Raw genomic sequence first — 25,385 nt, 5'->3', positions numbered from 1 at the left:
TTTAGCTATTGCAATGTTCAATTATTTCAAATTCGTTCTAAAGAAATGATCCAGTTTTTCAAAAGGAATCACATCCACTTTGTCATATAAATCTACGTGAACAGCATTCGGAATAATCATCAATTCTTTCGGTTCTGCAGCCATTTTGTAAATATCTTCACTCATATATTTAGAATGTGCATTTTCTCCGGCAATCAGAAGCATTGGCCTTGGGGAAATTTCTTTGATATAACTCAACATTACCGAGTTGGCAAAAGACATCGAATTGGTTTTCGTCCAGCCTTTATTGGAGTTTAAAGAACGTTTGTGATACCCTCTTGGCGTTTTGTAATAATCAAAATAATCCTTTACAAACTGAGGTTCATCACCGTTCAATTTTTCAGGTAAATGGGTTGTCGGGTATTCAGGCTTTCCGTTTTCAGCATCAACCCAACGTTGCAGACTCATTGTTTCGAAAGCTTTCGTACGTTCTTCGGGAGTCATTTTATCATAATATCCTTTGGCGCTCACTCTTGAAATATCATAAGCACTTGTTGTCGCTACTGCTTTCACTCGTTTGTCGGCAATGGTTGCATTCAACGCAAAAGTTGCAAAGCCACAGATTCCGATGATTCCGATTTTGTTTCGGTCTACATTGTGTTGAAGGCCTAAGAAATCAACTGCCGCACTGAAATCTTCGGTATTGATGTCGGGTGAAGCAATATCTCTCGGCTCACCTCCACTTTCGCCGGTATAAGAAGGGTCAAAAGCGACAACGGCAAAACCTCTTTCCGCCATTTGGTTGGCATATAAACCTGAAGACTGTTCTTTTACCGCACCAAAAGGCCCGCTGATTGCCAACGCTGCTAATTTTTCGTTTCCTGAATTTTTGGGAAGGTATAAATCTCCGGAAAGCGTTATCCCGTAACGGTTTTTGAAGGTAACTGCTTTTCGGGTTACTTTATCGCTTAGTTTAAATGTATAATGTTCGTTTTGTTCGGTTGTATTCATTGTTTTTTGATTTGATTTTTTATTCTGCGCAAATGCCTGTCCGATGAAAAGAAAGGACAAAGCCATCACTGTTGTTATTATTTTCATATCTGAATTTTGTTTAAAAATTACTGATACAAAATTAGAAACAGCGGAGTGCTAACAGTTAATGATAATCAAACCAAAAATTAAGAAATTCAAACTTCTGTCAAACGAAATGCTTTTGGATTGGTGCCTGTTTGTTTTTTAAAGAAATTATTAAAATACGTCGGATAATCGAATCCGAGTGCAAAAGCAATTTCTGAGATATTCCAATCGGTGTGTTGCAGCAATGCTTTTGCTTCTGTGAGAATGCGTTCTGTGATATGAGCCGTTGTAGATTTCCCGGTAACTTCTTTTACGGCACGATTGAGATAATTAACATGAACATTCAGGTTTTTCGCAAAATCCTGAGCTGATTTCAGTTGCAGAGATTGGTCTGTAGTTTCAATGGGAAATTGTCTTTCCAACAGTTCCAGAAAAACGGATGATAGTCTTGATACCGCATTTTTATTCTGGTCAAAATCTTCTGCAGGTTCCAGCTTCAGAGATTCGTGAATGATAAGACTTATGTAGTTACGTATCAGTTCATCCTTATAAATATAATCACTTTCCTGCTCTGCAATCATCTTTTGGAAAATCGTGTTAAGAAATTGTCTTTGTTCTTCGGTAATTTTCAGAACGGGAGTTCCACCGATTTTAAAGAAAGAAGACTGCTGTAAACTTTCAGAACGTTCAGAATTCTTGAAAAATTCTTCAGAAAAAAGAATGGTATACCCTTTATAAGTTGTTGAAATCGTTTCCCAGGAATAAGGAATATGTGGGTTTCCGAAAAAAAGCACCGTTCCTTCCTGCTCGAAACTTTTATCAGAATAATGAATTTTACTTTTCCCGGTTGTAAGGCAAATTTTATAGAATTCTTTTCTGCTGTACACACGGGTTTCACTGCCGTCCTGCTCAATCTGGAAGGCACGGAAACCTTTTAGTTTTAATTCACTATTAAACTCCGAAACAACTCTTTTTACCTTTTCTTTCATTTTTCAAAGTTAAGAAAATCAAACCATAAGTATAAGCACTAAAAATATAGGTTACTATAACTTTATTGTATTCGTTTCTTTCTATTTTTGAATTGATTATTTGATTCAACAGTTAGAAAAAAAACGGAAAATTGGATCTGCCTTTCTCATATATAACTAAGGATTTTTTCATCATTAATCTTTAAATCAGAATTTTAAGATTTTCCAATAATTTTTGCTTTTTCTTTCATAATCCCAGAGTAGGAATTGGTAAAAGCTGATAGACTTTTATAACCAATCATAAAAGCGATCTGACTTAAAGTATATTCTCCTGTATTAATGAGTTCAATACTTTTTAAGATACGAATCAGCTGCATATATTTTTGGATCGTAATCCCTGTTTCTCGTTTAAATATACGCTGAAGACTTCTTACAGACATTAAGGATAGATCAGCTAAATCATCTATATTCACCTGTTCCATGTAATTCTTATTAATATAATTGCATACAGGCAGTAATCTTGGATCTACCGGAATCGGGATTTGTAAACCTACTTTCTCTGTGCAGAAATGAGGAAGGCTATTCAGTAAAGCGGTCAGGAAATATCCCTGCTCTTCATCTTCTTCCAATAATTTATTCCACTTTGAGGCATATTGCAACATTTCTCTCAAAACCGGAGGCGCTGCAAAAACATGCACTTTATTATAAAAATCATTGTCGAAAACCGTTTTGAATAAGATCACCATAAGATTAACTGTACTGGCTTCCGACTGAGTATGATGTTTTTTGCCTGAAGGGATCCAGATTAAGTGATTTTGTGGAACCAGATAGATTTTATTTTCAATGTGAAAATACTGATACCCTTCTTCAACATAAGTCAGCTGATATCTTTGGTGAGCATGATCATAGTCATCATGTGTCCAGTCTTTCTCATACCAGACATAAGCATCGATATTAATTTCATCATCAAACTCCCCTTTTCTTTTTTCTGATAATCCACATTTCATTTTGGCGTTTTATATAATAATTCTGGCAAATTTAATAAAAATACCAATTGTAAATTTGTATTACAAAATAGATACACCTCCTGCTTTTCTATAATTAAATGAATTTATAGTAAGCATTTACTGTTAAAAGATAAAAATTTATCAATGGGAAAGGCATAGGAAGGTTATATATTTAATACCTGTAAACTAATCTGTTGAAATTCAAACTATCTTTGAGATAGATTAATAGTAAAAGTAAAATTCAATACATAAAAAATAATATTATGAAAAAAGTTTTTGTTGCAGGAGCCACCGGATGGGCGGGTTCTGAAATTAGCAGAGCAATATTTAATAATAACGAAATGATATTAACAGGCGGACTTTCTTTATCTCAAGATGGGAAAAATCTGTCAGAGATTCTATCATTAAAATCAGACAACAATATACCCCTGTTTAAATCGATAGAAGATGCAATAGAAAATGTAGAATTTGATATTCTTGTAGATTTTACCAAACCGGTGATCGCGAAGCATAATATCCTCACTGCTTTGCAAAAAGGCAAAAAAGTCATCATTGGAACTTCAGGGCTTACGGATAAAGATTACGAAGAAATAGAACGTATTGCCAATGAAAATAATACCTCTGTTCTTGCTGCCGGGAACTTTGCACTCACTGTTGTTTTATTGCAAAAGTTTGCTGAAATGGCCGCAAAATACATCCCTCACTACGAGATCATTGACTATGCGGATGCTAAAAAAATTGATGCACCAAGCGGAACAGTGGCAGAACTGGCTTATCGTCTTTCTAAAGTTCAAAAGCCTGAACTATCTGTAGCCATAGAGGATACCATAGGAAATAAAGAAACAAGAGGCGCAACAATAAACGGTATACAGGTTCATTCTGTTCGTCTGCCAGGTCACACGCTCGGCGTTGAAACGATCTTTGGACTCAAAGGAGAAAAATTAATACTAAGACATGATTCCGGAGAAAGTGCGGAGCCCTATGTAAAAGGAGTGCTTCTTGCCATTAAAAATATTGATACTTTCAAAGGTTTACGAAGAGGATTAGACTCAATCATGGAATTTTAACAATACGTGTTTGAAGATACGCTTGTTTCGCCACCAATAACAAAAAATCGTTGCTTAAAAAAGTAACGATTTTTTGTATATTATTAATCTTCTTACCCTGAATGGGTGCCGGTCATTTTCTTTTCTCTCCTTCTTTGAAGTATAAGGTGAGCGGCATCCAGCATTTTAACCGTATGGATGTAAGGCATCACGATATTCCTTTCTGGTAAATTTTCATAGACACCCATTGAGAAATAGACGATTCCGGACATAAAATAATCAAATTCTTTGAGGGTGTATTCCCTGAATGCTTTTTTGAAAACCAGCAGTGGATTCCGGTATTCCTTCTCCGAAAGCAGACCAAGAACCCACGGAGAAATCTTTTCAGTCTTGGTATCAATCGTCCATTTTCTTTCCTTCAGCATGATGAGATAGCCTGCCCGGATGAACGACCGCATCGACTGGTAAAACTCTAAGATCACCGCCGGATCTTCATTGATCCAGTTATTTCTTTTTACTGCATAATTCATCATATTGCTGAGTCTTTCTTTGGAAACATCCAGCTCATTGAACTGAAAGAAAGTTTCTATCAGCTGTAAACCGGAGTGCTTCTTCCCTGCCCGAAACCGGGGATTGAAATTTGTTTTTATCTTTTTCATTGTTTGTATTTTTTTATAAATGTATGAAAAAATTGCAAACATTCGGATTTGAATCCGAGATTTTTATAAGAATATGTAATTTATTTGTTTCTATGACAGAAGCAAATAGAAAAATTGTTGAATTTATAAGGGATGAATGGGTTATCCCAATGAACAATAACAGCAAATTTGCAGTAGATCATAATATAGATGAGAAGACAGTTCGAAGAATAAAAGACGATGAAAACTATCAAATTGCTCTTCTTACAATAATGCGAATTTGCCATGCTAAGAATTTAACTCTTGCCAGCTTTTTTAAGATGGTTGGAATATAGATTACGAAAACAATATAATTGATAAATCCTGACGAGAGTTGGGATTTTTTGTTTGCTTTATGGAAAACCGTAATATTCAAAAGAAATAATGAAATAAGTTTGTACGATAAAAGCAGCAAAGAATTTTAATTATAACTAAATAATAAATCCATGAAAAAAATCACTTTCTTTTTGATAATTCTATTATCAATGGTGTCATGTACAAATTACTATACGGTATTATTAACTGAAGATACTAATGTATATGCGACTAGCAGTAATGAAAATATTATAACCACAATACCCAAAGATACTCAAGTCTTTATCTCCAATAAAGCAAACAAGAAGAATTACAAAAAAATAAAATGGGGAAATTATTACGGTTTGGCTTATAATCCTAGTTATACTTCTTATAGCGCCTATACTTCGGCTAAAGGCTACAATATATCAACTCCTTCCAACAATTACACTCCTAGCACAAGCAGCGGTGGAACAGTGTATGTAAAAGGCTACACAAGAAAAGATGGAACTTATGTAAGTCCGCATACCAGAAGTACACCGAGAAGAAGATAATGAATCATGTTTAACAAAATAGAATTGAAAATCCTGACAAAAGCTGAGATTTTTTTGTGAAAAAACTTTTGAACTCTTTAAGAAATTCAGTAAAAATACTGATTGAAAATTTTAAGAGGCTTTTTATTTTTGGTTTACGGAAAGCCGTAAGATAATATAAATATTCATTTATAAATTTGGTTTAGCTAACAATAAAACTTTAATATTATGGCACTTAAACCAGGACCAAAAAGGATAGCAGAATCAACTGGCAAACCAGATAAACGCCAGCGTGACAATAAGGAGACACAAGGAAATACACCTTCTTTAAAACCACCTAAGAAACAGCAAGGTAAATAAACTATATCTTGAACCAAATCCCAACTTTTGTTGGGATTCTTTTATTATAAGAATTTATTCTTCTAATTTTTTAAACATATATATTACGCAAAAAGAATGCGCAGGCTTTTATTTACTTTGCAACTAATCTTTATAATATAAATAATAAAATAACTTAATAATGGATATAAAACAAGACATTTACTCAATTGATTTTGCTAAAACCAAAGTTATTTGGTTCGCAGATATCCCATTAATTGTTCCTGACACTTTCACTTTCGAGCAAGAAAAATATGTAAAAGCAGCATTAAGGACTCTATTTTTTGGGAATACCTCTGTTGATAATATTTTAAAAAGCACTTATTTTAAAGATCACGTTGAACTTTTATTAGAGCATGAAAAAGACTATGAAAATAGTGAACTCAAAGAATATGATGATTTGAGAAATACATTCTTTCAATTTCAAGAAGAAATTTATCTTAAATATAAACAAGTCTTAGATAAAATAAATTTTGAAGGAAAAAGCATTGCTTATTCTCATTGTGGTATAATTTATAAAAAACTGGATAGTAATTTTAGTGCATTAAGAATGTTGATAAAATATGATTATATTTACGAATGCTATGCGATAATCCGGCAAATAGTAGAACAAATCGCATTTGCATACGATACACAGTTCAGAAATGAAATTGAAGATTTCCAATCACCAACCAAGTCAATTTCTAAGCTAAAAGAATTTTATCCAAGTATTGGTATTGTTTACGGAGAACTTAGTTCAAAAACACACATTGACTCTTCACAATTCCCAAATCATTTCTATGTAAATCTCAAAAATAAAGAAGACTCTGGAGTTATTCTAAGATCTAGAAAAAAAACATTTTCAATATGCCATCTAGCTTTAATTATGCTTGACTTATATGCATGTGTCTTTGAGCACATATTCTATGACGAAATTAATGACTTTGCATGTATAAAAAAGAATAAAACTCTTTTAAAAAAGAGAGAAACAAGAAATTATATCAATGTCTTTGCAAAGGATTACAATAGACTTATTAAAAAAAATTAGCAACAGACAACTAAACTTGAGACAAGTCAAAAATTTACTAATTCAAAGTCTCCTGTCAAAATAACAACCTATTATATAATTAAAACTCTACAAATTAAAAATGATTGATAAAAATTTATTCACACATAAAATTCTGGAAAAAAAGAAAAAGGCAATATTGGATAATTTCCCTGAATTAAAGGTATGTAAACATGATAATTTTTATTCATTAAGCGAATATATTTATGAATCTCCAAGTAAATTTTACGATAAAAAAATTTATAGAGAATTAAATTTTTTCTTAGAGAACTTAATTGATGATCCAAATAATTTTTTAGCCTTTTTAAAAATATTAAATGATCTTGCTTTTGAATTTAATCATGCAGTAAAGACAATGAATGAATTAAATTTAAAAGATATTCATGAAAATTTATTACCAGATAATGATGCAGAATTAATGTATTTTTTCAGCGAAAAAATCGTTTATGAATATTTAAAAATAACTGATGTTGTCTTATTAGGTTTTTTAAAACCTATAGCTTATTATCTTAGAATAAAAAATAATAAAGGAATTGATAATCTTGATATATATAATTGCATTGATACTCTAAAAAAACATAACATATTCAATGACCTAACAAATAAATACAACAATACGATTCGTAATGCAATTGCTCATGGGGGAGTTACTTTTGAATCTTCTACAATCAAATTTAAGGATAAGAAAGATACTAAATCATTCTATGCTTCGCGATTTATTAAAGAATTCGATGATCTTATTAATTGTACAAATGCATTGATTTTAGCATATAAAAAAATCCTTTTCCAATATTTAGATGTTTTACTAAATCATAATATAGCTATACCAGCATCCATTATGGAAATTGAACTAAGACATAAAGCAAATCATCAAGATTGGAATATAATTCATAGCTATGACAGCGAAATACCTAAAGGTAAACAATACAATGTATTAGTTGAAACAAATTTAAATAGCAGAAAATTCATGAATTTTTCTGCAGTATATACAGCAATCACGCTAGAAAATTTACTCCCCAAAAAGTATGATAATTTTTTTATTCAAATTAAAACTAAATATCAACTATCATGTTGGCAAGTTATTGATTTAGAAAAACTAAGAGAACATTTTACTGGAAAAAAAGTAATAATTACTGATGGAACATATTTTTTTGAAGAAAAATATTTAGCAGAAAAAAAAGATTCTATAAAAATTTATAAGACAGTTCTATTTCACAAAAATATAGATAGGAATAAGGTAATTGACGTAAGATACATTAAACATCACAGTAAAAAATATTATAATGTAATTGAAAATGCCGGAGTATTTTTAAATATTACAGATGACCAGATTGAAAATTTTATTCGAAATAAAACACGGGAAATTGTATCTCTTGTAAAATCGGAAAAAAGAAAAAAATATTCAAACAATTTTAAAGAATATTTTTTTCCTGACAAATATTTACAAATACATATATATCAAGGTGATTTAAGAAAAAGATCATTTCATTATGGTAGACAAAATAAGAACTTAATAGCAACTCTCCATATTAATGAAACAAAACGAATTAAGAACATCGTTCCTGCATGGGGGATAAAAGAAGAAAATAAGAATTGTCTTATAGTTTGGAATAAATAGATGCCTCTATCTATAATCTTAACTTATTTAAGAGGTCAAACTTAAGGTAAAGATTTTTTATTTTGTTCTTTTCATAAAATAAAATACATTTGTAAGCGTAAACAAGTCATGGTGATTTAAGAGTTATTAACATTAATAATTAAATCCACTATTATGACACATTGTTTACGTTGCGCTGGTTGGAAACCAGTGTTTGTGAGAGCCTATACAAGAATGCGCTTAGGCCGTTTGGAAAATGTTATCCAGCACTGCAGGTCAAGACCTGGTCAGCACTATTTTAAGCAAGGTTTTTAACCTTGCTTTTTTCATATATATTTTAGCAAAATAACCTACAATTCCTCTGCTCTCCAAAGTCTCCCAACTTCGGAGCAACTTTAAGGCAAATAATCTTATTTACCAGCCGTCACCAACTCCTCTATTTTCTTCAAAAACTCCTCCGTGTTCATCTGCTGGGTCATTCTCCCACGGATGATGTAGAGATGTAGTACAAAGGTGCTTCAGCTCAAAGTCAGGTGACTTTGCGCAGCAGGGAATATCATGAATAGATGCCGGACTTAGGGCTATACTTTGAAAAACACCGTTCACAGAACAAACCACATGAATTTTGTAGCCATAAAAAGACATTTGCTGTGATGCGCAAAAACCTCTGCCTGGATAACAATACTTTTCATCTTTACCTATTTTATTCCGACACTTAAAAATAATTTCTATTTTTACAATTAATTTTTAACCAAAATGGTCAATCTATTTTAGAATATGAAATAAAAATGAAAATAAAAAAAATATTATTTAGCATATTAGCCGCTCTTGTTTTAATGATATCAATATTCCTTTATATGAATAGGGATAAATTTGTCTATGTAGGTTCAGTAGATATTATTGAAGTCGATTGCAGCAAAAAACGTCAAATCTTGAGCGAAGTTTTAGAAAGTGACCAAAGGATTAGAAAATCAAATGAACTCATCAAATACGCTAAAGAAGACCATAGGAATCAAGAATTAGTGATTAGCATTATTGAAAAGTGTGGTATGCCAACATTAAAGGAGGTGGATCAAAAACAAATGGATGCAATCTGGTTGGGACTGCAACATACTACTAAAGAAATCAGAAAAAAGTATTTTCCACAAATAGAGAAAGCGGTAAAAAATGGAGACTTATCTAAACAACAATACGCATTGATGAAAGATAGGATGTTAATGGATGAAGGAAACCCCCAAATATATGGTTCACAAATAGAAAATGGTAAATTGTATAAATTAGAAAATCCTGAAACTGTGAACAAAAGAAGAAAAGAAATGGGATTGGAACCAATAGAGGATTATTTAAAGAATTTCAATATTCAGTTCAATCCGAATTAACAACACAACATATAATCACGTAGACGACCCAGCTGTCACCAATGTCTCAGTTTTCTTCAAAAACTCCTCCATATTCATCTGCTGAGTCATTCTCCCACGGATGATGTAGAGATGTTCTACAAAGGTGCCGCCGTTCTTTTCAATAATTTCTTTAAAATCATCAATATATTTCTGTTCAAACTTACTGTTCATGGAGTTGAAGAGAATGACTTTCTTGCCTGTAAAGTTGTTGTTACGGGCAAACTCATAGATTTGTGGAGCCGGGCTGTACAGCCAGATTGGAGAACCGATGTAGATGGTATCGTACTTCGAGATGTCAATTTTATCAGGAGTAATCTCAGAGGTTGTATTCCTTGCGTCCTGTAATGCTTCAATCCATCCTGTGAATCCGACGATCTCTGTCTGGTTGGATAGGTATTACTGCTGCATGCTTCATTTCAGCAATCTTTCTCGCCATTAATTCCGTGTTTCCTGAACGTGAAAAGAAGACAACCAGATTCTTATAGTGATCTCCGCTCTCATCACTCAAGTAAAATATTTTCTTTCTATCCATAAAACTTTAGCCGCAACATGAGTTCACAGAAATATTTTGAACGTTTATCACCAAAGTACTTTTGGCTACTGACAACATGCTGTCATAAACGAGCCTTACATTTGTCTCATCAGTATTTATTAAACAATAAAAACATGAGAGACACATCCAGTACAGCATCCTATCAAACCGAATTTCCAAAACCTACTATGATTTCAGTGAATAATGTGATATTAGAAGTATTTGAAGCAGGAAAACAAAATGCAGAAAACCCAATCGTTCTCTGTCACGGCTTTCCAGAACATGCATTTTCCTGGCGTTATCAGATACCAGCTCTTGTTGCCGCAGGTTATCATGTCATTGTCCCCAATCAACGTGGCTATGGTAACTCATCTTGCCCAACCGAAGTAACCGATTATGATATAAAACACCTGACTGGTGATCTTATTGCTCTACTCGATTATTACGGATACAAGAATGCCACCTTTGTCGGCCATGACTGGGGTGCAAATGTTGTCTGGAATCTAGCATTATTATATCCTGAACGGGTCAATAAGATCATAAACTTGGCTCTACCCTATCAAGAACGCGGAGAACAACCATGGCTTGAATTTATGGAATCCCTGTTTGGAGAAGATTTTTATTTTGTTCATTTCAATAAGAAAGTGGGAGTTGCAGATGCTATAATGAATGAAAACACACTTCGATTCCTGGGTAACATATTTCGCAAAGATATACCTCCTACTCCACCTGCTCCTGGAATGCTGATGATCAATCTTGCAAGAGCAGAAAAACCTTTTGGGAAACCTCTAATGGAAGACAATGAACTGTCTGTATTTGTTTCTGCCTTTGAATTATCCGGGTTTACCGGAGCTATAAACTGGTACAGAAACCTTGATAGAAACTGGCATCTGATGGCAGATGTAAAGCCAATCATTCATCAACCTACTCTGATGATATATGGAGAACAGGATACGATTCCAAAGTCTGAAAACCTGAAAAATATCGTTCCCAATCTGGATATCGTCAGTTTAGACTGTGGTCATTGGATTCAGCAGGAAAAACCGGAGGAAGTGAACCGTTCAATTTTAAAATGGTTAACACAAGAGAATGCATCATAAGGAAATTGAAACATATTGTCCGCAAAGCCAAGCAGATTGGAGACAATGGTTGAAAAAAAACCATCAGTCCAAACAATCTGTTTGGCTTGTCTTTTATACAAAAAAGTCGAATATCCCTTCATTAAGCTGGAGTGAAGCCGTTGATGAAGCTCTTTGCTTCGGTTGGATTGACAGCACAAGGAAAAAGATTAACGACATTTCGTTTATGCAGTTTTTTACCAAACGTAAACCTAAAAGCAACTGGTCAAAAATCAACAAGGAAAAAGTTCAGAAACTCATTGGCAACAAAAGGATGACAAAAGCGGGTTACGAAAGTGTTGAGATTGCGAAACAAAACGGATATTGGACAATCTTAGATGAAATAGAAGAAGTGATCGTTCCGAACGACTTAGAGCTTGCATTCGAAAAACATAATGGCTCAAAAGATTATTTCCTAAGTTTGAGCAAATCAACAAGAAAAATAATATTGAGCTGGATTATCCTCGTCGGAAAACAGGAAACCAGACAAAAGCGTATAGAGGAAGTCGTAGAAAGTGCAGCACTGAATCTTAAACCAAAACATTTACGATAGAAAAACATACCGGATTTACACCAACCGCCTTTCGTAAGGCAGTTTTACAATAATTCCATCCAGTTTTGAAAGCAATATTATAAAAAAGTTATCCTAAAACTTGTAAATGACCGAAAGGTCATTTATATTTGCTGAATAAAATAGAAATAAAATGAATAAGGGTGAACGTACAAGACAGATGATCATTGAACAATCAGCTCCGCTTTTTAACAAAAAAGGGATGGCTGCAACAGCAATGAGCGACATCATGGATGTTACCAAGCTATCTAAAGGCAGCCTATATGTTCATTTTGAAAATAAAGATGTATTGGTAGAGGCTGCTGTGGATTATAATATGGATCAGCTACAAAGGAAAGTCATAGCCGCCATAAATAAATTTCAGGATCCGAAAGATAAGTTATTTGCCTATATTGATGTATTTAAGAATCCTTTAAACCCTCCGGTAGCTGGAGGCTGCCCTATGTTGAACTTTGGAATGGAAGCTGATGACCAAAATCCCGTAATACTTGGAAAAGTAGCCGAGCTGGTTAATAAGAGTCAGTTTTTGATCAGTGAAATTATTGTAGAAGGGATTGAAAAAGGGATTTTTAAAGCAGATTGGGATCACAAAGAATTTTCTACAATCATGTTTGCCATGCTTGAAGGAGGTGTTTTTATAAGCAATACAACTAAGAAAATCGATAAGATGAGTATGATCAATAAAAGTCTTAAAAAAATGATTGAAGCACAATTGTGCTAATTTTTTTTACAATAAAAATGACCGAAAGGTCATAAATATAATAATAACATTCTAAAAAATAGAAAACATGTCAAAAACAATTTTTATTACCGGGGCATCCCGTGGATTTGGGAGACTTTGGGCAGAAGCATTTTTAAAACGTGGTGATAAAGTAGTTGCAACAGCGCGCAAGAAAGAAACATTACAGGATCTTGTTGAGAAATATGGCGAGAATGTATTAACTCTTCAACTGGATGTAAACAGCCGTGAAGCTTCCTTTGATGCGGTGAAAAAAGCACATGCCCATTTTGGAAAGATCGATGTACTGATTAATAATGCCGGATATGGACTATTCGGTGCTATTGAGGAGACTTCTGAGAAAGAAGCCCGGGATCAGATGGAAACGAATTTTTTCGGAACACTTTGGATGACTCAGGCTGTACTTCCTATAATGAGAGCTCAGCAAAGCGGTCATATTATACAGGTTTCCAGTTTTCTTGGGCTGGTTACCTTACCAATATTAGGACTATACAATGCCTCTAAATTTGCAGTAGAAGGATTTAGCGAAACACTGGCAAGTGAAGTAAAGCATCTGGGAATCAATATTTCTTTAATTGAACCCAATGGCTATTCCACCGACTGGTCAGGGGCATCAGCTTTTCAAACAGAACCGATGGAAGTCTACAATCCTGTGAAAGAAGCCTTCCTGAAAGGAGCAACACCTGATATTTACGGAAAGCCGGAAGCTACTGTAACAGCAATAGAGAAGCTGATTGATTCTCCAAATCCACCGTTACGACTGTTGCTGGGAAAAATTGCCTACCCATCGGTCAAGAATACTTATGAGCAGCGCTTAGCCAGTTTTGAAGAATGGAAAGAAGTTTCTGAACAGGCCCATGGATAATATTCAGTTCCAAAATTGAAACTCTTGAACATCCCGTTTTATAGTTCAGAGCATGAATAAAAACTTGCAGAAATTCCTTTACCGTATACTGCGGTAAGCTTTATTCAGCTGATTTTTCTTTTTAAATGAAAACGAGCAACTTTTCCAAAGTTGCTCGTTACTTTTTATTGATAAGAAATTGTTTTTAAAACTAAAATAAAAATCAACTAATCTGCGAATTCAAAACTTAGTTTTAGAGTAATTGAAAGAATCTCTTAATAGTCTTCAGTCCGTATCTGGAAAGGTAATGAAGATTAAGCTTTGAACTTTTTCTGCTTCCATTCTTTTTACAATTTCACTCGCCATTTTAAAAACTGTTCTTGTACAAAACATACAAGAACAATGATTAAAAATTTATTTTATTTCTATACCAGGTTTTCTTTAAAGAAAGGAATTGCTTTTTCCAATGCCTGTCCTATAGCCACCATCATTTCACCCATATCCATTTTATCCATCATATAGAACCAGATTCCGATATATAATACTGTCATTCCATATAGAGGATTACAGCTATACTTGTGATTCCCTAGTGACTCTTCCCTTCGTGAATGAAAAAAGAAATCATTAACAGCAGAAAGCCAAGACTGATCAAATGTAAACAGCTTTGGAGGCGGCAAAAAAACAGTAGGTGCAGTGTAATGTGTGTATTCCATCATCCCACTAAATACGCAATAAAACAACTTGTAATTGAAAAATATAGCTATATCTTTAATATACCAAATTAAAAATAAAATTATGAATATGAATATCGCAATAATTGGTGCCGGCCCTGCCGGAATCATCACTGCTACTGCTATTTACAATAAAGTAAAGGATAAACATTTATCTATCGATCTTTATGACTTCGGAACTCCATTTCGTGGAAGATCTTTTAACACTCACTCAGCGAACATGTTATTAAATACCAGTGTAGGGGTGAGTTTTATTGATCCGGACAACCCCGATGGATTTATTGATTATATAAATAAAAATAAGAAATTACAAATTCAGCCGGGTGATGTGGTTTCCCGTGACCTGGCTGTTTGTTTTTTAGAATCCGAATTTACACTCGCAAAAAAGAATGGTGCAAACGCTAATTTTTATAAAGAGACAGTTAATGATATTAGTTTACATCATTCAGGACAATTATCTGTTATTCACAATAAACAGACCATCTGTTATGATAGTGTGATCATCACTACTGGTTTGCAGTTTTCTCCTCCTCCAGCAATAGTGCGTCACAAAAATATTATTTCACCTTACCCCGCCACGAACTTAACCGAAATCAACAAAATGTCTTCAGTTCTGATACTTGGCAGCCGGTTATCTGCTGTCGACACATTGGTTCATCTGGAAAAAAATGGACACAAAGGGCCTATAGATGTGTATTCCCAGAGCCAATTGTTTCCTTCCGTTCGACATCATGTGATAAAACCAAGTGAACGTCTTTTTTTAGAACAATATCAACAGGCTGTTGAAAACCTTCCAAATAATTACTCCCGAATAACTTGTTTTTTAGATATGTTTAAAGATTATCTCTTAAAGAAAGGAATGGTATTAAGAGATATAATTGCTGTTTATGGGAATAGTGGTGGTACACAACTGGAGCAGGATATCCGGAATTGCCAGGAAAACCGTAACATCTGGGAAAACATATTGATGGATCTCATTGATGGACTCAATTATGTCTGGCCATCATTACCATCAGAAGATAAAACAAGATTTAATAAAGAGGTCAATCCCTGGTTTGGCCGGATAGCTCACTCGATGCCGTTGTGTAATGCTCATACTGTTTTGAAATTATTTCACAATAACCAATTAATGATGCTAAGTTCAGGTGAGCTTTTAACAGCTGATATGAATAAATATGATGTTGTAGTCAATGCAACAGGTCTTCAATCCGCAGAGAACGATGTACTTTTATCGAGTCTTTCAAAGAAGAACTTACTTACCTTCAATGGTAATGGTGGTGTGCAGATTGATGAATGTACCCATCGCCTGAGAAATGATATTCCAATATATGCAAACGGTTCAATTGTTCAGGGAGATGTGTTTACAGCAAACTCTATTTATTCAACAAGTTATGGGGCAAGAAAAATAGCCATAGACATAGAGAAGATTTTTAAAAATACAATAATGGAACACTGATTGTTACCACATAGAACCGCAGTCTTTGGCATCGGATAGTTGTAAAATGGGAAATTTTCCCTCAATGATTGTATTATTTTTCTTTTACCAATTCTTGCATTCCGTAATAATTGATTGCTTTTTCTTTAAGCGGATTGGTACTCCATTCTTCCCATTCACTGGTGTATGGGTTATATCCGCATTTTAAAGGTTTTGAAGTATCTAAACCTTCAGAATTGGTATGAGTTCTTTCTGTATAAGCTCTACAATCTGTACAGATATACCGAAATTCACAATCTTTGCAAACTTCTATGCTGTCTTTGGTTAAGTTCCAGTATTTTTTGAAATCAGGATGGGATACTGCTTCATCTAAGGTAATATCTTTAATATTCCCGAAGCTTTGAGGCATGGAAGGACAGTTTCTAATGTTGCCTTCAGAATCTATGGAGATTTTTTTGTAGAGACAGGAGTTGTGGCTATTGGATAAAGTATATGTTTCAAGATTAGAATTAAAATATTTTGAAGAAATCAACCCACAACTTTTTTGATTGATAATTTTATCTTCAACATAAGTTATGATTCTATTCATATACTTTTCTTGTTTGTATTTATCACATCCAAAATAGATCAATTTATTAATTTTATCATTTGACTTAATCATGCTTTTATTTAGCAATCTATTTCCTAATTTTATCTCATAAGGCAGGATGATTTCAATACCTTTAAGAGTCGTTCTGGAAAGATTATTCAAAAATTTTAAAAACACATTTAAATCAATTGCATCATAACATCTAATTTGTAAATGTTTTACTCTATTGGTATCGATAAATTGTGCAATGTGAACTGAATCTTCAAGAAAAAAAGATTCTTTACTTACATCAATTATTATATTGGAAATGGGTTCAGCAACCTTATAATTTAAGTTTAGAGGAATGAGTTCTTCTATAATTTTGCTATCTATAAACCCTATTTCATTGACTAATAAAAAATTTATATAGTCTTTTAAGTATTTTTCATTTTCTTTTCCATAGCTATCATAAATCTCTTCAATGGAAAAATTTGGAAACTCTTCAATAAGTAAAGTATAAAGAGAATTTGGAATCAGGTAATAATTATTTCTTTGTGTATCGCAAATTATACTTCTTGTATGCCCATAGCTCACCAAGCAACAAGCAAATCTATTGAAATAAGTCATCTTATTGTATTAACATATTTTATTTGGCAAATGATATTCGTATCTTCTAGAGTCTAGATTAGGATAGGATTTTGAAACATATTCCAATATTTCTTTTCTAAAATTAATTTTGTATTACTCGTTTTTAAACAAGAAGTTAGAAATAAAACAAATAATAGTATGTTTCAAAATTAACTGATAATTTTAGAGATAACTATTCTGGAGTTTTCCACAGTATACCCTCTTGTTTGATAAAAATCTGAATTAGAATACATCATTGCCGGAATATCACCCAATTTTTTTTCTGATAATTCTTTTTGTATATTCCAATAACAAAGAGGAAGTCTTTTATTTTTTAATTTCGTTGTTATTTTTTTCATGATTTTTTAATATATACAATGACATTTGTTCTTCTAAATGATAATTACATGGGTGGGAAACCATTCCAAACTGCCCTACAGGATTTATTTCAAGAAAATAGTACTCATCATCTTTTGAAACGATCATATCTATTGAGCAAGTTTTCAGATCTAATTCTTTAACTAATCCTTTTAAACTTGATTCTATTTTTATTGGGAGTTTATACGGTACACTTCTGTTACTTTTCTTATAGTTATAATTTCTAAAATCCACCTTGGTCTTATTATCATTTTGAGAAAATATCGCCATAGAATAAAAAACATCGTCTATATAGAATATTCTAAGTTCAAATTTTTTATCTATTTTATTTTGAACTTTGGTAGGAAAAATGTGGCCTTCATTTTTAATTTCACTTACTTCACTTGTATACATCATATAATGAGAATCAGCATCAAAAAGCGTTACAGCATCACTTATCGGCTTTGTAATTAGATTTTTATCTGTTGCTAATTTGTTGATAATCTCTATTTTGTTGGTTATATATGTTTCTGGAATATTGAGACCATGTTTTTCAGCAAGTTTAAGCGTTTTCAGTTTATTTAAACTTTCACTGTATTTATTGATCCAGACTGAATTGTCTAGAAACGACTCCAAAAACCTATATATAGTTCCTAATTCGGATAATAGGTGATTTTCCATGGTTTTGTTATTATGAAATTCATTAAAAATTTTAGGCTCAATTCTTATAAAATCTTCATCAAAAGTGCGTCTAAACCAAATAGTATTTACAATTTGATTATCTATTTTTTGATTATTAAAATTAAATTCAGAATTGGAAATATCAATATAAAAGTCTTTATTTAGTAAATCATCACCATTTATTCTAACGATTACTTCATTGTCTTTTTTATGATGATACAACCAATTTAAAACATTATCTGTTGTATTCTCACCGTAATTTTTACTAAAAATAATTATCATAATGTCAATCTTAAAATTAGGCTATTTGTAATAAAATACAAATAGCCTATTTTAGTTTTTATCCTAAACCAATATCTGTTTTAACAGTATCAGTAACATAATAGGTTCCATTATAGGTTCTGTCAGCAGAATAAGAATCCTCAGTGTATGGATCATCTGCAATTGCTCCTCCTTTTACAGTTTGCATTTTAAATTTTTTAAGCTTTAAGCTTTCTAACTTCTTTTTCATAAATTAATTTTTAAGATTTTAATAATAATTTTGTCATACAAACCCTGACATGGGTTTTACTGATCAACGTTTATATTTCTGCACTGTACACATACAAAAAGATATTTCCCTGTATCAGATTTTTCAAATGTATCACACATAATTCACACAAGAAAGTAAAAATTATAGCTTTTTATAGCCTATTATTTTGTGTTTAAAAAAAATTGTATACTTTCGTTTTACTAAACTTTTCACGAAACCATGAATAGAAAGCTAATTGCTGTAAGAAAAGCAAAAAAAATGACGCAGGCAGATATTGCAACTTACCTTAAAATAAGTCAGACTCAGTATCAAAAAAGAGAAACAGGAAAAATTAAAATTTCAGATCAAGAATGGAAAGATATTGCTAGGTTACTAGATGTTTCTGTAGAAGAAATTTTTGAAGAATCTACTAATCAATATCTTGTCATACAAAAAAAAATAGAAATCTTAAAACTACAACTAAAAGCGCTCAGTTTGCAGGAGAGTATTTAGAATTTTGCATAGATTTTTTTTTAAGCTGTTATTGACAGAAATTTAATTTTTATAAAAAGCTAGAAAGCGCCACTTTAAAACAAGTGGCGCTTTTTTTAAGGATACTTTTAATCCATTTCCAGTTCTTAAAATACCAAAATATAGATTGGTACAAAAACCTTGATAGAAACTGGCACTTAGTGGCGGATATATTTCCAATCATTCACCAACCGACTCTTATGATAATGGTGAACATCTAAAAAAATACCATTCCTAATTTGGATATTATGAGTCTGGATTGTAGCCATTGGATTCAACAAGAAAAGCCAGAAGAAACTACCCAAGCAATTTTAAAATGGTTAGAAACAACATAATGCTTAACAAGGAAGTAGAAACATATCTTGGAAAGACTTTTTAGTAATATTAAAGAAAAAAATCCCGCTAATGCGGGATTTTAAATTCTTCTATTTACATTTATTTGATCTCTACAGGAACTGAGATCTTATCCCAATCCATTGTAAATCCATTATTATTTATTTTATACACTAAAGCTTCCTGTGTTGCTGGTAAAGCTTTTGTTTTTACATCCACACGTAAAGCATCTTTAGCTTCTTCGTATTTATAAGCGCCCCATTGTTTTGGCTCTTTATTAAAAATCGCAGTCCATGTTCCGCTCTCTTTAGGGATTAAGAAAAAGCTATATTTACCTTTAGCCAGTTTTTTACCCTGAACGGTAATGTCTTTATCTGTTTCGAAAGTAGTGGCTTCATTGGCACCCGCACGCCAAACTTTATCATAAGCTTCTAATCCGCCCCAAATTGTACGTCCTTTAACAGAAGGGCTGCTATAAGCAATGGTAATGGTTGCATCTTTAATTTTTCCCGTTGCAGTAGCTGGAGGGCTAGCTGGTTTTTTAGCTTCCTGAGCAAAAGCATTTACTGAAATCGTCATGGCAGCCATAACTACGGTAACGGATTTAATCATTGTTTTCATACTATTTTTATTTATTTGTTTTTATTATTTTTTGTTTACGAATTTACTTCTTTCGGCTTATAAAACAATACACCCATTGCAGAAAAAATGATGACTGCCGCCGCCCCTATTACATTAAGCCAAAGGAAAGAAACGATATCAAACTGATAAACGGCAATTACTGTAATTTCTGATAAAATGGCAGCAATAAATACGTTTGAACCGGTGATCTTTTTATAGTAAAAGGCGACAAGAAAAATCCCCAATATCGGGCCGTAAAAAAGAGATCCTAATACATTAACCGCTTCAATAAGAGAACCCATCTGCGTAGCAAACATTGCAACACCGATTGAGAAAATGCCCCAGGCTAAAGTGTGCAGGCGGCTATACTTCAATTCAGTGGCATCATCCGGAATTTCTTTTTTAAATATCAAATGAACATCTTTTAAAGAGCAGGCGGCAAGGGAATTCAACGCTGCGGAAATAGAACCCCAGCTGGCCAGAAAAATGACAGCAAACAGTAGCCCAATCATTCCTACAGGTAATGTATTTTTTACGAAATACAAGAAAATATAATTGGTATCCGTCTTCTCAGCATTGTAGTTGGATTGATTAATCGCTTCCTCTACCCTGCCGTGAAGTGCTTTTACCTCAGTTTGTGTATTCTTAAAATCCTGAATCGTTTTATTGAGCTCGGGCGAATGAGTCTCTTTCAGCTTTAAAATTTCTTTCGATTCTGCATTGAATTTGAGTTGCAGATCCTGATGTTCTTTTTCAAAAACCGCAGCCTGTTCAGGTTTTGTTTCCTTTAAATATTGATAAGAGCGTTCATTAAAGTAAATTGGAGCAGGTTTTAGAGAAAAGAAAGCAAAAAGTAAAGCCCCAATAAGGAGAATCGCAAACTGCATCGGAATTTTAACCAATCCGTTCAGCAGTAAGCCCATTTTTGCATTGGTATTGTCCTTCGCTGTAATATACCTCCCAACCTGACTCTGGTCAGTACCAAAGTAAGATAATGCCAGAAAAAAACCACCAATTAATCCACTCCAGATATTGTATTTGTCTTTCCAATTGAATTCTGTAGTGATAACATTAAGCTTTCCGGATTTTCCGGCCAGATAAAGCGCATCGTTAAAACCAATTCCATTCGGCATATTCTGAATAAGCAGATATCCTGTAAACGCCATGGTTCCCAGAATAATGAGAAACTGTAATTTTTGAGTGTGGGCGATCGCTTTTGCACCACCAACATAGGTATAAATCAACAGAATACCTCCTGTTAAGACATTCGTTAAATAAATATTCCAGTCTAAAACACTTGACAGGATGATACTCGGAGCATAAATACTGATTCCCGTTGATAATCCTCTGGAAAAAAGAAAGAGCAGTGAAGTAAGAACTCTTGTTTTCTTATCAAAACGGTTTTCTAGATATTCATAGGCAGTATAAACATTTAAGCGCTGAAAAATCGGGATGAAAGTAATACAGATCACAATCATTGCCAAAGGCAAACCAAAATAATATTGAACGAAACGCATCCCATCTGTATACGCCTGGCCTGGTGCTGAAAGAAATGTAATGGCACTCGCCTGGGTAGCCATAATCCCTAAAAGCACAATATACCAAGGCATTTTATTATCTGCTTTCAGGTAGGATTCGTTGCTTTTTTGGCCACGTCCGATCAATACGCCGTAAACCACCACTGCAACAAGTGTAAAAATTAAAACTGTCCAATCTATAGTACTCATGCCCAGAATTTAGTAAACCAATAATAAAATGCGATCTGCAATACTAACGCAACGGCTAATAGTATGTACCAGATATTCCAATTTTTAAGTTGCTTGTTCATCAGTTTTTTTGTGCGGATAAAAAGTTTAAAAATAAACGCGCTGCCCCCACATTTCCTGCAGGCAGCTGTCTGAAAAATGCCAATGGAGTATAAATAAAATTACCCTTCCCGTATTTGGCATATAAAGTTGATCCTTTTAAAGGTTCTTCATCCGTATCGTGCATTTCAAAAAGCGGTTCATACCCGGCATCCCATTGAGCAGGGAAATAAGCACCACGCTCCTGCACCCAGCCTTTAAAGTCATCCGCAGTAATTTTATTCGGAAAGTTCAGTAATTTATGATTTGGATTTAAAAATGTAACCGCAGCATTTTCTTCTGTAACCCGCTTATTGGCAATGCTGAAATTATACATTCCCAATTGATCAACGGTTGTATCCTGATTGGTGTTGTACTGCATCACAAGATTTCCTCCGGTTTTTGCATAAGACCATAAGAAAGGCATCCAGCGACCCAGCTTTTTCTCTGTATTATTGGCACGAACACCCAATACGATGGCATCATATTGAGAGAGTTTATTTTGATTACCGTTTCCGCCGGATTGATCTATGTTGCCATAAAAATCTTCGTCTTTCAGAATATCAACCTGAATACCTGCAATGCGTAGGAACTCGGGAATAAAATCACCTGCACCTTCTATATAGCCCACTTTTTTAACCTTCGACTGAATATCGCCTTTCATAATGGTTACTGTTGCAGGTGTAAAATATTGTAAGGAAGGTAAATGCGGGTACTGAATTAATATTTGTTTTTTATTATAAGTAACTCCGTCTGCAACAAAATTGGCATCCAATTGCAAACGAGATGAATTTATTGTGCTCAGCTTAGTTTTTGGAATAACATAATCGATGGTCGTATCTTTTCCATTGATCGAATTTATATCAGCACTGCCTAATCTTTCTCCATGATACATCAGGTTTAGAATACCTTTATTGAATTGTTTGTTAGAATTAACCTTAACATTTAAACTCAAATGTAGATCTTCATTTTCTTTGACCACATACAAGGGCTGTGTAAATTTCAGTTCTATTGCCGGAACAATACGCAAAGCTTCTACGACATCCCCACGCACCGGATCTAATTTCTTGAAAGATAAAGGAAGTTTAACCTCAAAATTTTCGGAATCTATTTTTAAACCAACCCAAACATTCAGTGGTGATTCTGCCTCAGGCAAACCAACTAAAGTCTCATCCGGAACTGAGAAAGTGGCTGCATTCTTGGCTGGTTTTGCTAACCAGTAAGGTTCTGTGAGTGCTGCCTCTGCAGGAATCTGAATTTTATGTTCAATGGTAATTAAAGAATCTTTGGCTAGCTTTCTATTGAAGCTTTCTGACTGGTCTAACCATTTTACATGGTCTAAAACGATAGGATTTGTTGCTCTTGAAACCAAATTTAATCTGAAATTGTAATGCTCTCCGGCAACAGCTTCAGCCTGATTGGTAACCACTTCACCCATAAATCCGGCACAGCTTAAAATGATTTGGTCAAGAGATTTAAGTTTATCCCTTTTCAGGTCCCCATCCTTTAACGCTACAACCTTTTTTCTTAAAGCCAGCAAAGCAGGCAGGCCAAGATCCGGATTATTAAAATTGAAAGTAGAAATAATTGTATCTAATGACTGGTCAATATCAGTATTTCCTTGGGAAGTCCAGGTTTTTGTGACTCCATCGAAAAGTGTTTCTTTTGCCGGCTCGCCAATAACATGGGCAAAATATTCAGTTCTGATGCCGGCTACCGATTGCGTTCCCGCACCTTGACTTTTATGTAAACTTCTGCTTAATCCCGCCAATTCACCATAGCCCATTCCCAGTTGTGCATCATATTGCCCAACGGTAACTTTCAGTTGATTTTCAGCCGTAGTATTCACTCCTCCAAATCGGAAAGTATTCCACAATACGCGTTTTGGCTGCCATACATTCACATATTTTAATTGATCTGGAAAAGCATTTTTATCACCTGCTAACTTAAAAGCCTTTTCTGCAACCACGGCCGAAGCTGCATGTTGTCCGTGGCCTGCTGCCGCATTAGGAGGAAAACGACAAATGATTACATCAGGACGAAATTTACGAATGACCCAAACTACATCCGCTGTAATGCTGTCTGCATCCCATTGTTTAAAGGTATCGGTCGTATTTTTAGAGAACCCGAAATCAATTGCACGGGTAAAAAACTGTTGAGCTCCATCTAACTTTCTTGCTTCTAAAAGTTCATGTGTTCTAATTAATCCCAATGCAGCCCCCTGTTCTGTACCTAATAAATTCTGACCGCCATCCCCTCTTGTTAAAGACAAATAGCCCGTTTCTACATTTTGATCGTTGATTAACCAGGAGAGTAACCCTGTGTTTTCATCATCAGGATGAGCTGCAAGATATAAAACTTTAGGGAGCTTTTTAAGGGTTTTAAGTTCGCGATAAATTTCAGATGATTTGGAAGGCCGAACCTGTTGGGCCGAACAAAAACCCGTATACAAGCTAAGGATAAATATAGTAATTACTTTTTTGAACATTTAGATTTGCTTTGCACGGCAAATATAAGTAAATCATCTTTCTTTCAATATTAAAAGAATTAAGCTGTGAATTTCATAAAAAAACTGTTTAAACTTTTTTATTAAACCACAAAAGACACAAAAGGATTGATACTTATGTATGCATTTTTTTTAAAGAAAATAAAAACTACTTATTTTTTCTAATTACATCCCTTGTAAGATAAATATAATTAAACATACAGAATGTGGCTATCGCTCCAAAGGTATGCCATAAAAAGTGTGTTCCAAAGCTCAACCAGTCCAATTTATCAACGATGCAGAAAGTGAGTGCAAGAACAAACGACAATAAAGCAAAGCCTACCCATTTGCCAGCTTTCCATTGGGTATAAATCAAATAACTTAATACCGAAAAAAGTACAAATGAAGCCATGATGGCATAGTTTACATTGATAAAAAGAGAAGGATTATCTACCAAAATCCAATTTCTCAGCCCTAACGTAAGTACCCCATATACAAGAACCATTACAACGGCATAGTACCATTTGAGACTCTGCGCTAAAAAATAAAATCCGGCGGAAAAGCACAATACCATAATCGGCATCCAATCCATCATGATAAATACCGGCCATTGTCTGAATGCATGATAAATGGTTCCCCCTATGGCACCAATATATAATAAAACCAGGCAGTAGGTTAAAAAAGGATATTTTTTAAAATTCCTCTTCATTTTAAGAGTCCAAAAAATAGCTATGGCTAAAAATAATATAGCAGTGATTGCATTTAACGGCTCTGGAAAAAAATGAGCCATATCTGTTTCTTTGTATAACATACCTCCATCCGGAGGTAATTGATTTATTGGCATTGTCCTTTTTAT

At 33.7% G+C, this 25,385-nt stretch carries 29 protein-coding genes; 13 read left to right on the top strand and 16 right to left on the bottom strand.

The genetic code is table 11. From position 1 onward, the window contains the following. Positions 1 to 21 precede the first annotated feature (21 nt). The 3 genes from GTR01_RS09035 to GTR01_RS09025 form a co-directional block, all read right to left on the bottom strand. On the bottom strand, positions 22 to 1,077 hold the full coding sequence (locus tag GTR01_RS09035) for an alpha/beta hydrolase (protein WP_160137522.1): 1,056 nt from the start codon (positions 1,075 to 1,077) through the stop codon (positions 22 to 24). An 89-nt stretch (positions 1,078 to 1,166) separates the two neighbouring features. Beyond that, a complete protein-coding gene (locus tag GTR01_RS09030) occupies positions 1,167 to 2,045 on the bottom strand; it encodes a helix-turn-helix domain-containing protein (protein WP_160137521.1) in 879 nt (292 codons plus the stop codon). A 194-nt stretch (positions 2,046 to 2,239) separates the two neighbouring features. After that, positions 2,240 to 3,031, bottom strand: coding sequence for a helix-turn-helix domain-containing protein (locus GTR01_RS09025; protein WP_160137520.1), 792 nt, complete (start codon positions 3,029 to 3,031; stop codon positions 2,240 to 2,242). Positions 3,032 to 3,294: 263 nt separating this feature from the next. Between GTR01_RS09025 and dapB the strand changes: the two genes are divergently transcribed. Further along, positions 3,295 to 4,098 (top strand): 4-hydroxy-tetrahydrodipicolinate reductase, encoded by an 804-nt coding sequence (gene dapB, locus GTR01_RS09020; protein WP_160137519.1) that lies wholly within the window; start codon positions 3,295 to 3,297, stop codon positions 4,096 to 4,098. Positions 4,099 to 4,190: 92 nt separating this feature from the next. On the opposite strand, the gene GTR01_RS09015 is transcribed toward dapB, so the two are convergent. Next, positions 4,191 to 4,736 (bottom strand): hypothetical protein, encoded by a 546-nt coding sequence (locus GTR01_RS09015; RefSeq protein ID WP_160137518.1) that lies wholly within the window; start codon positions 4,734 to 4,736, stop codon positions 4,191 to 4,193. 23 nt (positions 4,737 to 4,759) lie between these two features. Between GTR01_RS09015 and GTR01_RS09010 the strand changes: the two genes are divergently transcribed. The 5 genes from GTR01_RS09010 to GTR01_RS08995 all read left to right on the top strand — a co-directional run bounded on the left by GTR01_RS09010 (position 4,760) and on the right by GTR01_RS08995 (position 8,622). Then, a complete protein-coding gene (locus tag GTR01_RS09010) occupies positions 4,760 to 5,050 on the top strand; it encodes a transcriptional regulator (protein ID WP_228452193.1) in 291 nt (96 codons plus the stop codon). A gap of 150 nt (positions 5,051 to 5,200) precedes the next feature. Next, the gene (locus GTR01_RS09005; RefSeq protein ID WP_160137517.1) at positions 5,201 to 5,602 is read left to right on the top strand and encodes a hypothetical protein; all 402 of its coding nucleotides are present in this window, start codon (positions 5,201 to 5,203) and stop codon (positions 5,600 to 5,602) included. 207 nt (positions 5,603 to 5,809) lie between these two features. Further along, on the top strand, positions 5,810 to 5,941 hold the full coding sequence (locus GTR01_RS24765; RefSeq protein WP_262885748.1) for a hypothetical protein: 132 nt from the start codon (positions 5,810 to 5,812) through the stop codon (positions 5,939 to 5,941). A gap of 160 nt (positions 5,942 to 6,101) precedes the next feature. Then, on the top strand, positions 6,102 to 6,986 hold the full coding sequence (locus GTR01_RS09000; RefSeq protein ID WP_160137516.1) for a hypothetical protein: 885 nt from the start codon (positions 6,102 to 6,104) through the stop codon (positions 6,984 to 6,986). Positions 6,987 to 7,086: 100 nt separating this feature from the next. Then, the gene (locus GTR01_RS08995; protein WP_160137515.1) at positions 7,087 to 8,622 is read left to right on the top strand and encodes a hypothetical protein; all 1,536 of its coding nucleotides are present in this window, start codon (positions 7,087 to 7,089) and stop codon (positions 8,620 to 8,622) included. 393 nt (positions 8,623 to 9,015) lie between these two features. Here the strand turns inward: GTR01_RS08995 and GTR01_RS08990 are convergent, their stop codons facing one another. Continuing rightward, positions 9,016 to 9,246: a hypothetical protein gene (locus GTR01_RS08990; protein WP_160137514.1), complete on the bottom strand. Its 231-nt coding sequence runs from the start codon at positions 9,244 to 9,246 to the stop codon at positions 9,016 to 9,018. Between the two features lie 143 nt (positions 9,247 to 9,389). On the opposite strand from GTR01_RS08990, the gene GTR01_RS08985 reads away from it, so the two are divergent. Beyond that, a complete protein-coding gene (locus tag GTR01_RS08985) occupies positions 9,390 to 9,980 on the top strand; it encodes a DUF6624 domain-containing protein (RefSeq protein WP_160137513.1) in 591 nt (196 codons plus the stop codon). A gap of 15 nt (positions 9,981 to 9,995) precedes the next feature. On the opposite strand, the gene GTR01_RS24885 is transcribed toward GTR01_RS08985, so the two are convergent. Further along, positions 9,996 to 10,355 (bottom strand): flavodoxin family protein, encoded by a 360-nt coding sequence (locus GTR01_RS24885; protein WP_410492574.1) that lies wholly within the window; start codon positions 10,353 to 10,355, stop codon positions 9,996 to 9,998. Beyond that, positions 10,351 to 10,509: a hypothetical protein gene (locus tag GTR01_RS08975; protein WP_160137511.1), complete on the bottom strand. Its 159-nt coding sequence runs from the start codon at positions 10,507 to 10,509 to the stop codon at positions 10,351 to 10,353. The genes GTR01_RS24885 and GTR01_RS08975 overlap by 5 nt, the downstream gene beginning before the upstream one ends. Before the next feature lie 158 nt (positions 10,510 to 10,667). Here GTR01_RS08975 and GTR01_RS08970 point away from each other — a divergent pair, with 158 nt between their 5' ends. From GTR01_RS08970 to GTR01_RS08955, 4 genes are all read left to right on the top strand, one after another. Then, positions 10,668 to 11,633, top strand: coding sequence for an alpha/beta fold hydrolase (locus tag GTR01_RS08970; protein ID WP_160137510.1), 966 nt, complete (start codon positions 10,668 to 10,670; stop codon positions 11,631 to 11,633). Further along, entirely contained in the window at positions 11,623 to 12,204 is a 582-nt protein-coding gene (locus GTR01_RS08965) for a YdeI/OmpD-associated family protein (RefSeq protein WP_160137509.1), read from the top strand. Before GTR01_RS08970 ends, GTR01_RS08965 begins: the two co-directional genes overlap by 11 nt. 151 nt (positions 12,205 to 12,355) lie before the next feature. Then, the gene (locus GTR01_RS08960; RefSeq protein WP_160137508.1) at positions 12,356 to 12,943 is read left to right on the top strand and encodes a TetR/AcrR family transcriptional regulator; all 588 of its coding nucleotides are present in this window, start codon (positions 12,356 to 12,358) and stop codon (positions 12,941 to 12,943) included. A gap of 67 nt (positions 12,944 to 13,010) precedes the next feature. After that, positions 13,011 to 13,826: an SDR family NAD(P)-dependent oxidoreductase gene (locus GTR01_RS08955; RefSeq protein WP_160137507.1), complete on the top strand. Its 816-nt coding sequence runs from the start codon at positions 13,011 to 13,013 to the stop codon at positions 13,824 to 13,826. Between the two features lie 404 nt (positions 13,827 to 14,230). Here the strand turns inward: GTR01_RS08955 and GTR01_RS08950 are convergent, their stop codons facing one another. Further along, on the bottom strand, positions 14,231 to 14,521 hold the full coding sequence (locus GTR01_RS08950; RefSeq protein ID WP_160137506.1) for a hypothetical protein: 291 nt from the start codon (positions 14,519 to 14,521) through the stop codon (positions 14,231 to 14,233). Positions 14,522 to 14,606: 85 nt separating this feature from the next. Here GTR01_RS08950 and GTR01_RS08945 point away from each other — a divergent pair, with 85 nt between their 5' ends. After that, positions 14,607 to 15,992 carry an FAD/NAD(P)-binding protein gene (locus tag GTR01_RS08945; RefSeq protein WP_160137505.1) on the top strand — a complete coding sequence of 462 codons (1,386 nt, stop codon included), beginning with the start codon at positions 14,607 to 14,609 and terminating at the stop codon, positions 15,990 to 15,992. Positions 15,993 to 16,065: 73 nt separating this feature from the next. Here the strand turns inward: GTR01_RS08945 and gwsS are convergent, their stop codons facing one another. The 4 genes from gwsS to GTR01_RS08925 form a co-directional block, all read right to left on the bottom strand. Next, positions 16,066 to 17,166, bottom strand: coding sequence for a grasp-with-spasm system SPASM domain peptide maturase (gene gwsS, locus GTR01_RS08940; protein ID WP_160137504.1), 1,101 nt, complete (start codon positions 17,164 to 17,166; stop codon positions 16,066 to 16,068). A gap of 170 nt (positions 17,167 to 17,336) precedes the next feature. Next, on the bottom strand, positions 17,337 to 17,525 hold the full coding sequence (locus tag GTR01_RS08935) for a hypothetical protein (RefSeq protein WP_160137503.1): 189 nt from the start codon (positions 17,523 to 17,525) through the stop codon (positions 17,337 to 17,339). Then, positions 17,494 to 18,486 carry a grasp-with-spasm system ATP-grasp peptide maturase gene (gwsG, locus tag GTR01_RS08930; RefSeq protein WP_160137502.1) on the bottom strand — a complete coding sequence of 331 codons (993 nt, stop codon included), beginning with the start codon at positions 18,484 to 18,486 and terminating at the stop codon, positions 17,494 to 17,496. Before gwsG ends, GTR01_RS08935 begins: the two co-directional genes overlap by 32 nt. A 58-nt stretch (positions 18,487 to 18,544) precedes the next feature. Beyond that, positions 18,545 to 18,715 carry a hypothetical protein gene (locus GTR01_RS08925; protein ID WP_160137501.1) on the bottom strand — a complete coding sequence of 57 codons (171 nt, stop codon included), beginning with the start codon at positions 18,713 to 18,715 and terminating at the stop codon, positions 18,545 to 18,547. 240 nt (positions 18,716 to 18,955) lie between these two features. Between GTR01_RS08925 and GTR01_RS08920 the strand changes: the two genes are divergently transcribed. Beyond that, a complete protein-coding gene (locus GTR01_RS08920) occupies positions 18,956 to 19,228 on the top strand; it encodes a helix-turn-helix transcriptional regulator (RefSeq protein WP_160137500.1) in 273 nt (90 codons plus the stop codon). 453 nt (positions 19,229 to 19,681) lie between these two features. On the opposite strand, the gene GTR01_RS08915 is transcribed toward GTR01_RS08920, so the two are convergent. The 4 genes from GTR01_RS08915 to GTR01_RS08900 all read right to left on the bottom strand — a co-directional run bounded on the left by GTR01_RS08915 (position 19,682) and on the right by GTR01_RS08900 (position 25,373). Continuing rightward, entirely contained in the window at positions 19,682 to 20,200 is a 519-nt protein-coding gene (locus GTR01_RS08915) for a DUF2911 domain-containing protein (protein WP_160137499.1), read from the bottom strand. A 35-nt stretch (positions 20,201 to 20,235) separates the two neighbouring features. Next, a complete protein-coding gene (locus tag GTR01_RS08910; protein WP_160137498.1) occupies positions 20,236 to 21,927 on the bottom strand; it encodes a sodium:solute symporter in 1,692 nt (563 codons plus the stop codon). 100 nt (positions 21,928 to 22,027) lie between these two features. Continuing rightward, the gene (locus GTR01_RS08905; protein ID WP_160137497.1) at positions 22,028 to 24,532 is read right to left on the bottom strand and encodes a PIG-L family deacetylase; all 2,505 of its coding nucleotides are present in this window, start codon (positions 24,530 to 24,532) and stop codon (positions 22,028 to 22,030) included. Positions 24,533 to 24,698: 166 nt separating this feature from the next. Then, complete coding sequence (locus GTR01_RS08900) at positions 24,699 to 25,373, bottom strand: hypothetical protein (protein ID WP_160137496.1); 675 nt, start codon at positions 25,371 to 25,373, stop codon at positions 24,699 to 24,701. Between the last annotated feature and the right edge of the window lie 12 nt (positions 25,374 to 25,385).

Origin of the sequence: Chryseobacterium sp. c4a, assembly GCF_009900745.1 — a bacterium.
GTDB lineage: Bacteria > Bacteroidota > Bacteroidia > Flavobacteriales > Weeksellaceae > Chryseobacterium.
This window is presented reverse-complemented; position numbering and strand designations above follow the sequence as displayed.

Bases quoted from the DNA above. Each gene is read 5' to 3' on its own strand.
- GTR01_RS09035 (WP_160137522.1), bottom strand. From the start codon at position 1,077: ATGAAAATAATAACAACAGTGATGGCTTTGTCCTTTCTTTTCATCGGA.
- GTR01_RS09030 (WP_160137521.1), bottom strand. From the start codon at position 2,045: ATGAAAGAAAAGGTAAAAAGAGTTGTTTCGGAGTTTAATAGTGAATTA.
- GTR01_RS09025 (WP_160137520.1), bottom strand. From the start codon at position 3,031: ATGAAATGTGGATTATCAGAAAAAAGAAAAGGGGAGTTTGATGATGAA.
- dapB (WP_160137519.1), top strand. From the start codon at position 3,295: ATGAAAAAAGTTTTTGTTGCAGGAGCCACCGGATGGGCGGGTTCTGAA.
- GTR01_RS09015 (WP_160137518.1), bottom strand. From the start codon at position 4,736: ATGAAAAAGATAAAAACAAATTTCAATCCCCGGTTTCGGGCAGGGAAG.
- GTR01_RS09010 (WP_228452193.1), top strand. From the start codon at position 4,760: ATGAAAAAATTGCAAACATTCGGATTTGAATCCGAGATTTTTATAAGA.
- GTR01_RS09005 (WP_160137517.1), top strand. From the start codon at position 5,201: ATGAAAAAAATCACTTTCTTTTTGATAATTCTATTATCAATGGTGTCA.
- GTR01_RS24765 (WP_262885748.1), top strand. From the start codon at position 5,810: ATGGCACTTAAACCAGGACCAAAAAGGATAGCAGAATCAACTGGCAAA.
- GTR01_RS09000 (WP_160137516.1), top strand. From the start codon at position 6,102: ATGGATATAAAACAAGACATTTACTCAATTGATTTTGCTAAAACCAAA.
- GTR01_RS08995 (WP_160137515.1), top strand. From the start codon at position 7,087: ATGATTGATAAAAATTTATTCACACATAAAATTCTGGAAAAAAAGAAA.
- GTR01_RS08990 (WP_160137514.1), bottom strand. From the start codon at position 9,246: ATGTCTTTTTATGGCTACAAAATTCATGTGGTTTGTTCTGTGAACGGT.
- GTR01_RS08985 (WP_160137513.1), top strand. From the start codon at position 9,390: ATGAAAATAAAAAAAATATTATTTAGCATATTAGCCGCTCTTGTTTTA.
- GTR01_RS08970 (WP_160137510.1), top strand. From the start codon at position 10,668: ATGAGAGACACATCCAGTACAGCATCCTATCAAACCGAATTTCCAAAA.
- GTR01_RS08965 (WP_160137509.1), top strand. From the start codon at position 11,623: ATGCATCATAAGGAAATTGAAACATATTGTCCGCAAAGCCAAGCAGAT.
- GTR01_RS08960 (WP_160137508.1), top strand. From the start codon at position 12,356: ATGAATAAGGGTGAACGTACAAGACAGATGATCATTGAACAATCAGCT.
- GTR01_RS08955 (WP_160137507.1), top strand. From the start codon at position 13,011: ATGTCAAAAACAATTTTTATTACCGGGGCATCCCGTGGATTTGGGAGA.
- GTR01_RS08950 (WP_160137506.1), bottom strand. From the start codon at position 14,521: ATGATGGAATACACACATTACACTGCACCTACTGTTTTTTTGCCGCCT.
- GTR01_RS08945 (WP_160137505.1), top strand. From the start codon at position 14,607: ATGAATATCGCAATAATTGGTGCCGGCCCTGCCGGAATCATCACTGCT.
- gwsS (WP_160137504.1), bottom strand. From the start codon at position 17,166: ATGACTTATTTCAATAGATTTGCTTGTTGCTTGGTGAGCTATGGGCAT.
- GTR01_RS08935 (WP_160137503.1), bottom strand. From the start codon at position 17,525: ATGAAAAAAATAACAACGAAATTAAAAAATAAAAGACTTCCTCTTTGT.
- gwsG (WP_160137502.1), bottom strand. From the start codon at position 18,486: ATGATAATTATTTTTAGTAAAAATTACGGTGAGAATACAACAGATAAT.
- GTR01_RS08925 (WP_160137501.1), bottom strand. From the start codon at position 18,715: ATGAAAAAGAAGTTAGAAAGCTTAAAGCTTAAAAAATTTAAAATGCAA.
- GTR01_RS08920 (WP_160137500.1), top strand. From the start codon at position 18,956: ATGAATAGAAAGCTAATTGCTGTAAGAAAAGCAAAAAAAATGACGCAG.
- GTR01_RS08915 (WP_160137499.1), bottom strand. From the start codon at position 20,200: ATGAAAACAATGATTAAATCCGTTACCGTAGTTATGGCTGCCATGACG.
- GTR01_RS08910 (WP_160137498.1), bottom strand. From the start codon at position 21,927: ATGAGTACTATAGATTGGACAGTTTTAATTTTTACACTTGTTGCAGTG.
- GTR01_RS08905 (WP_160137497.1), bottom strand. From the start codon at position 24,532: ATGTTCAAAAAAGTAATTACTATATTTATCCTTAGCTTGTATACGGGT.
- GTR01_RS08900 (WP_160137496.1), bottom strand. From the start codon at position 25,373: ATGCCAATAAATCAATTACCTCCGGATGGAGGTATGTTATACAAAGAA.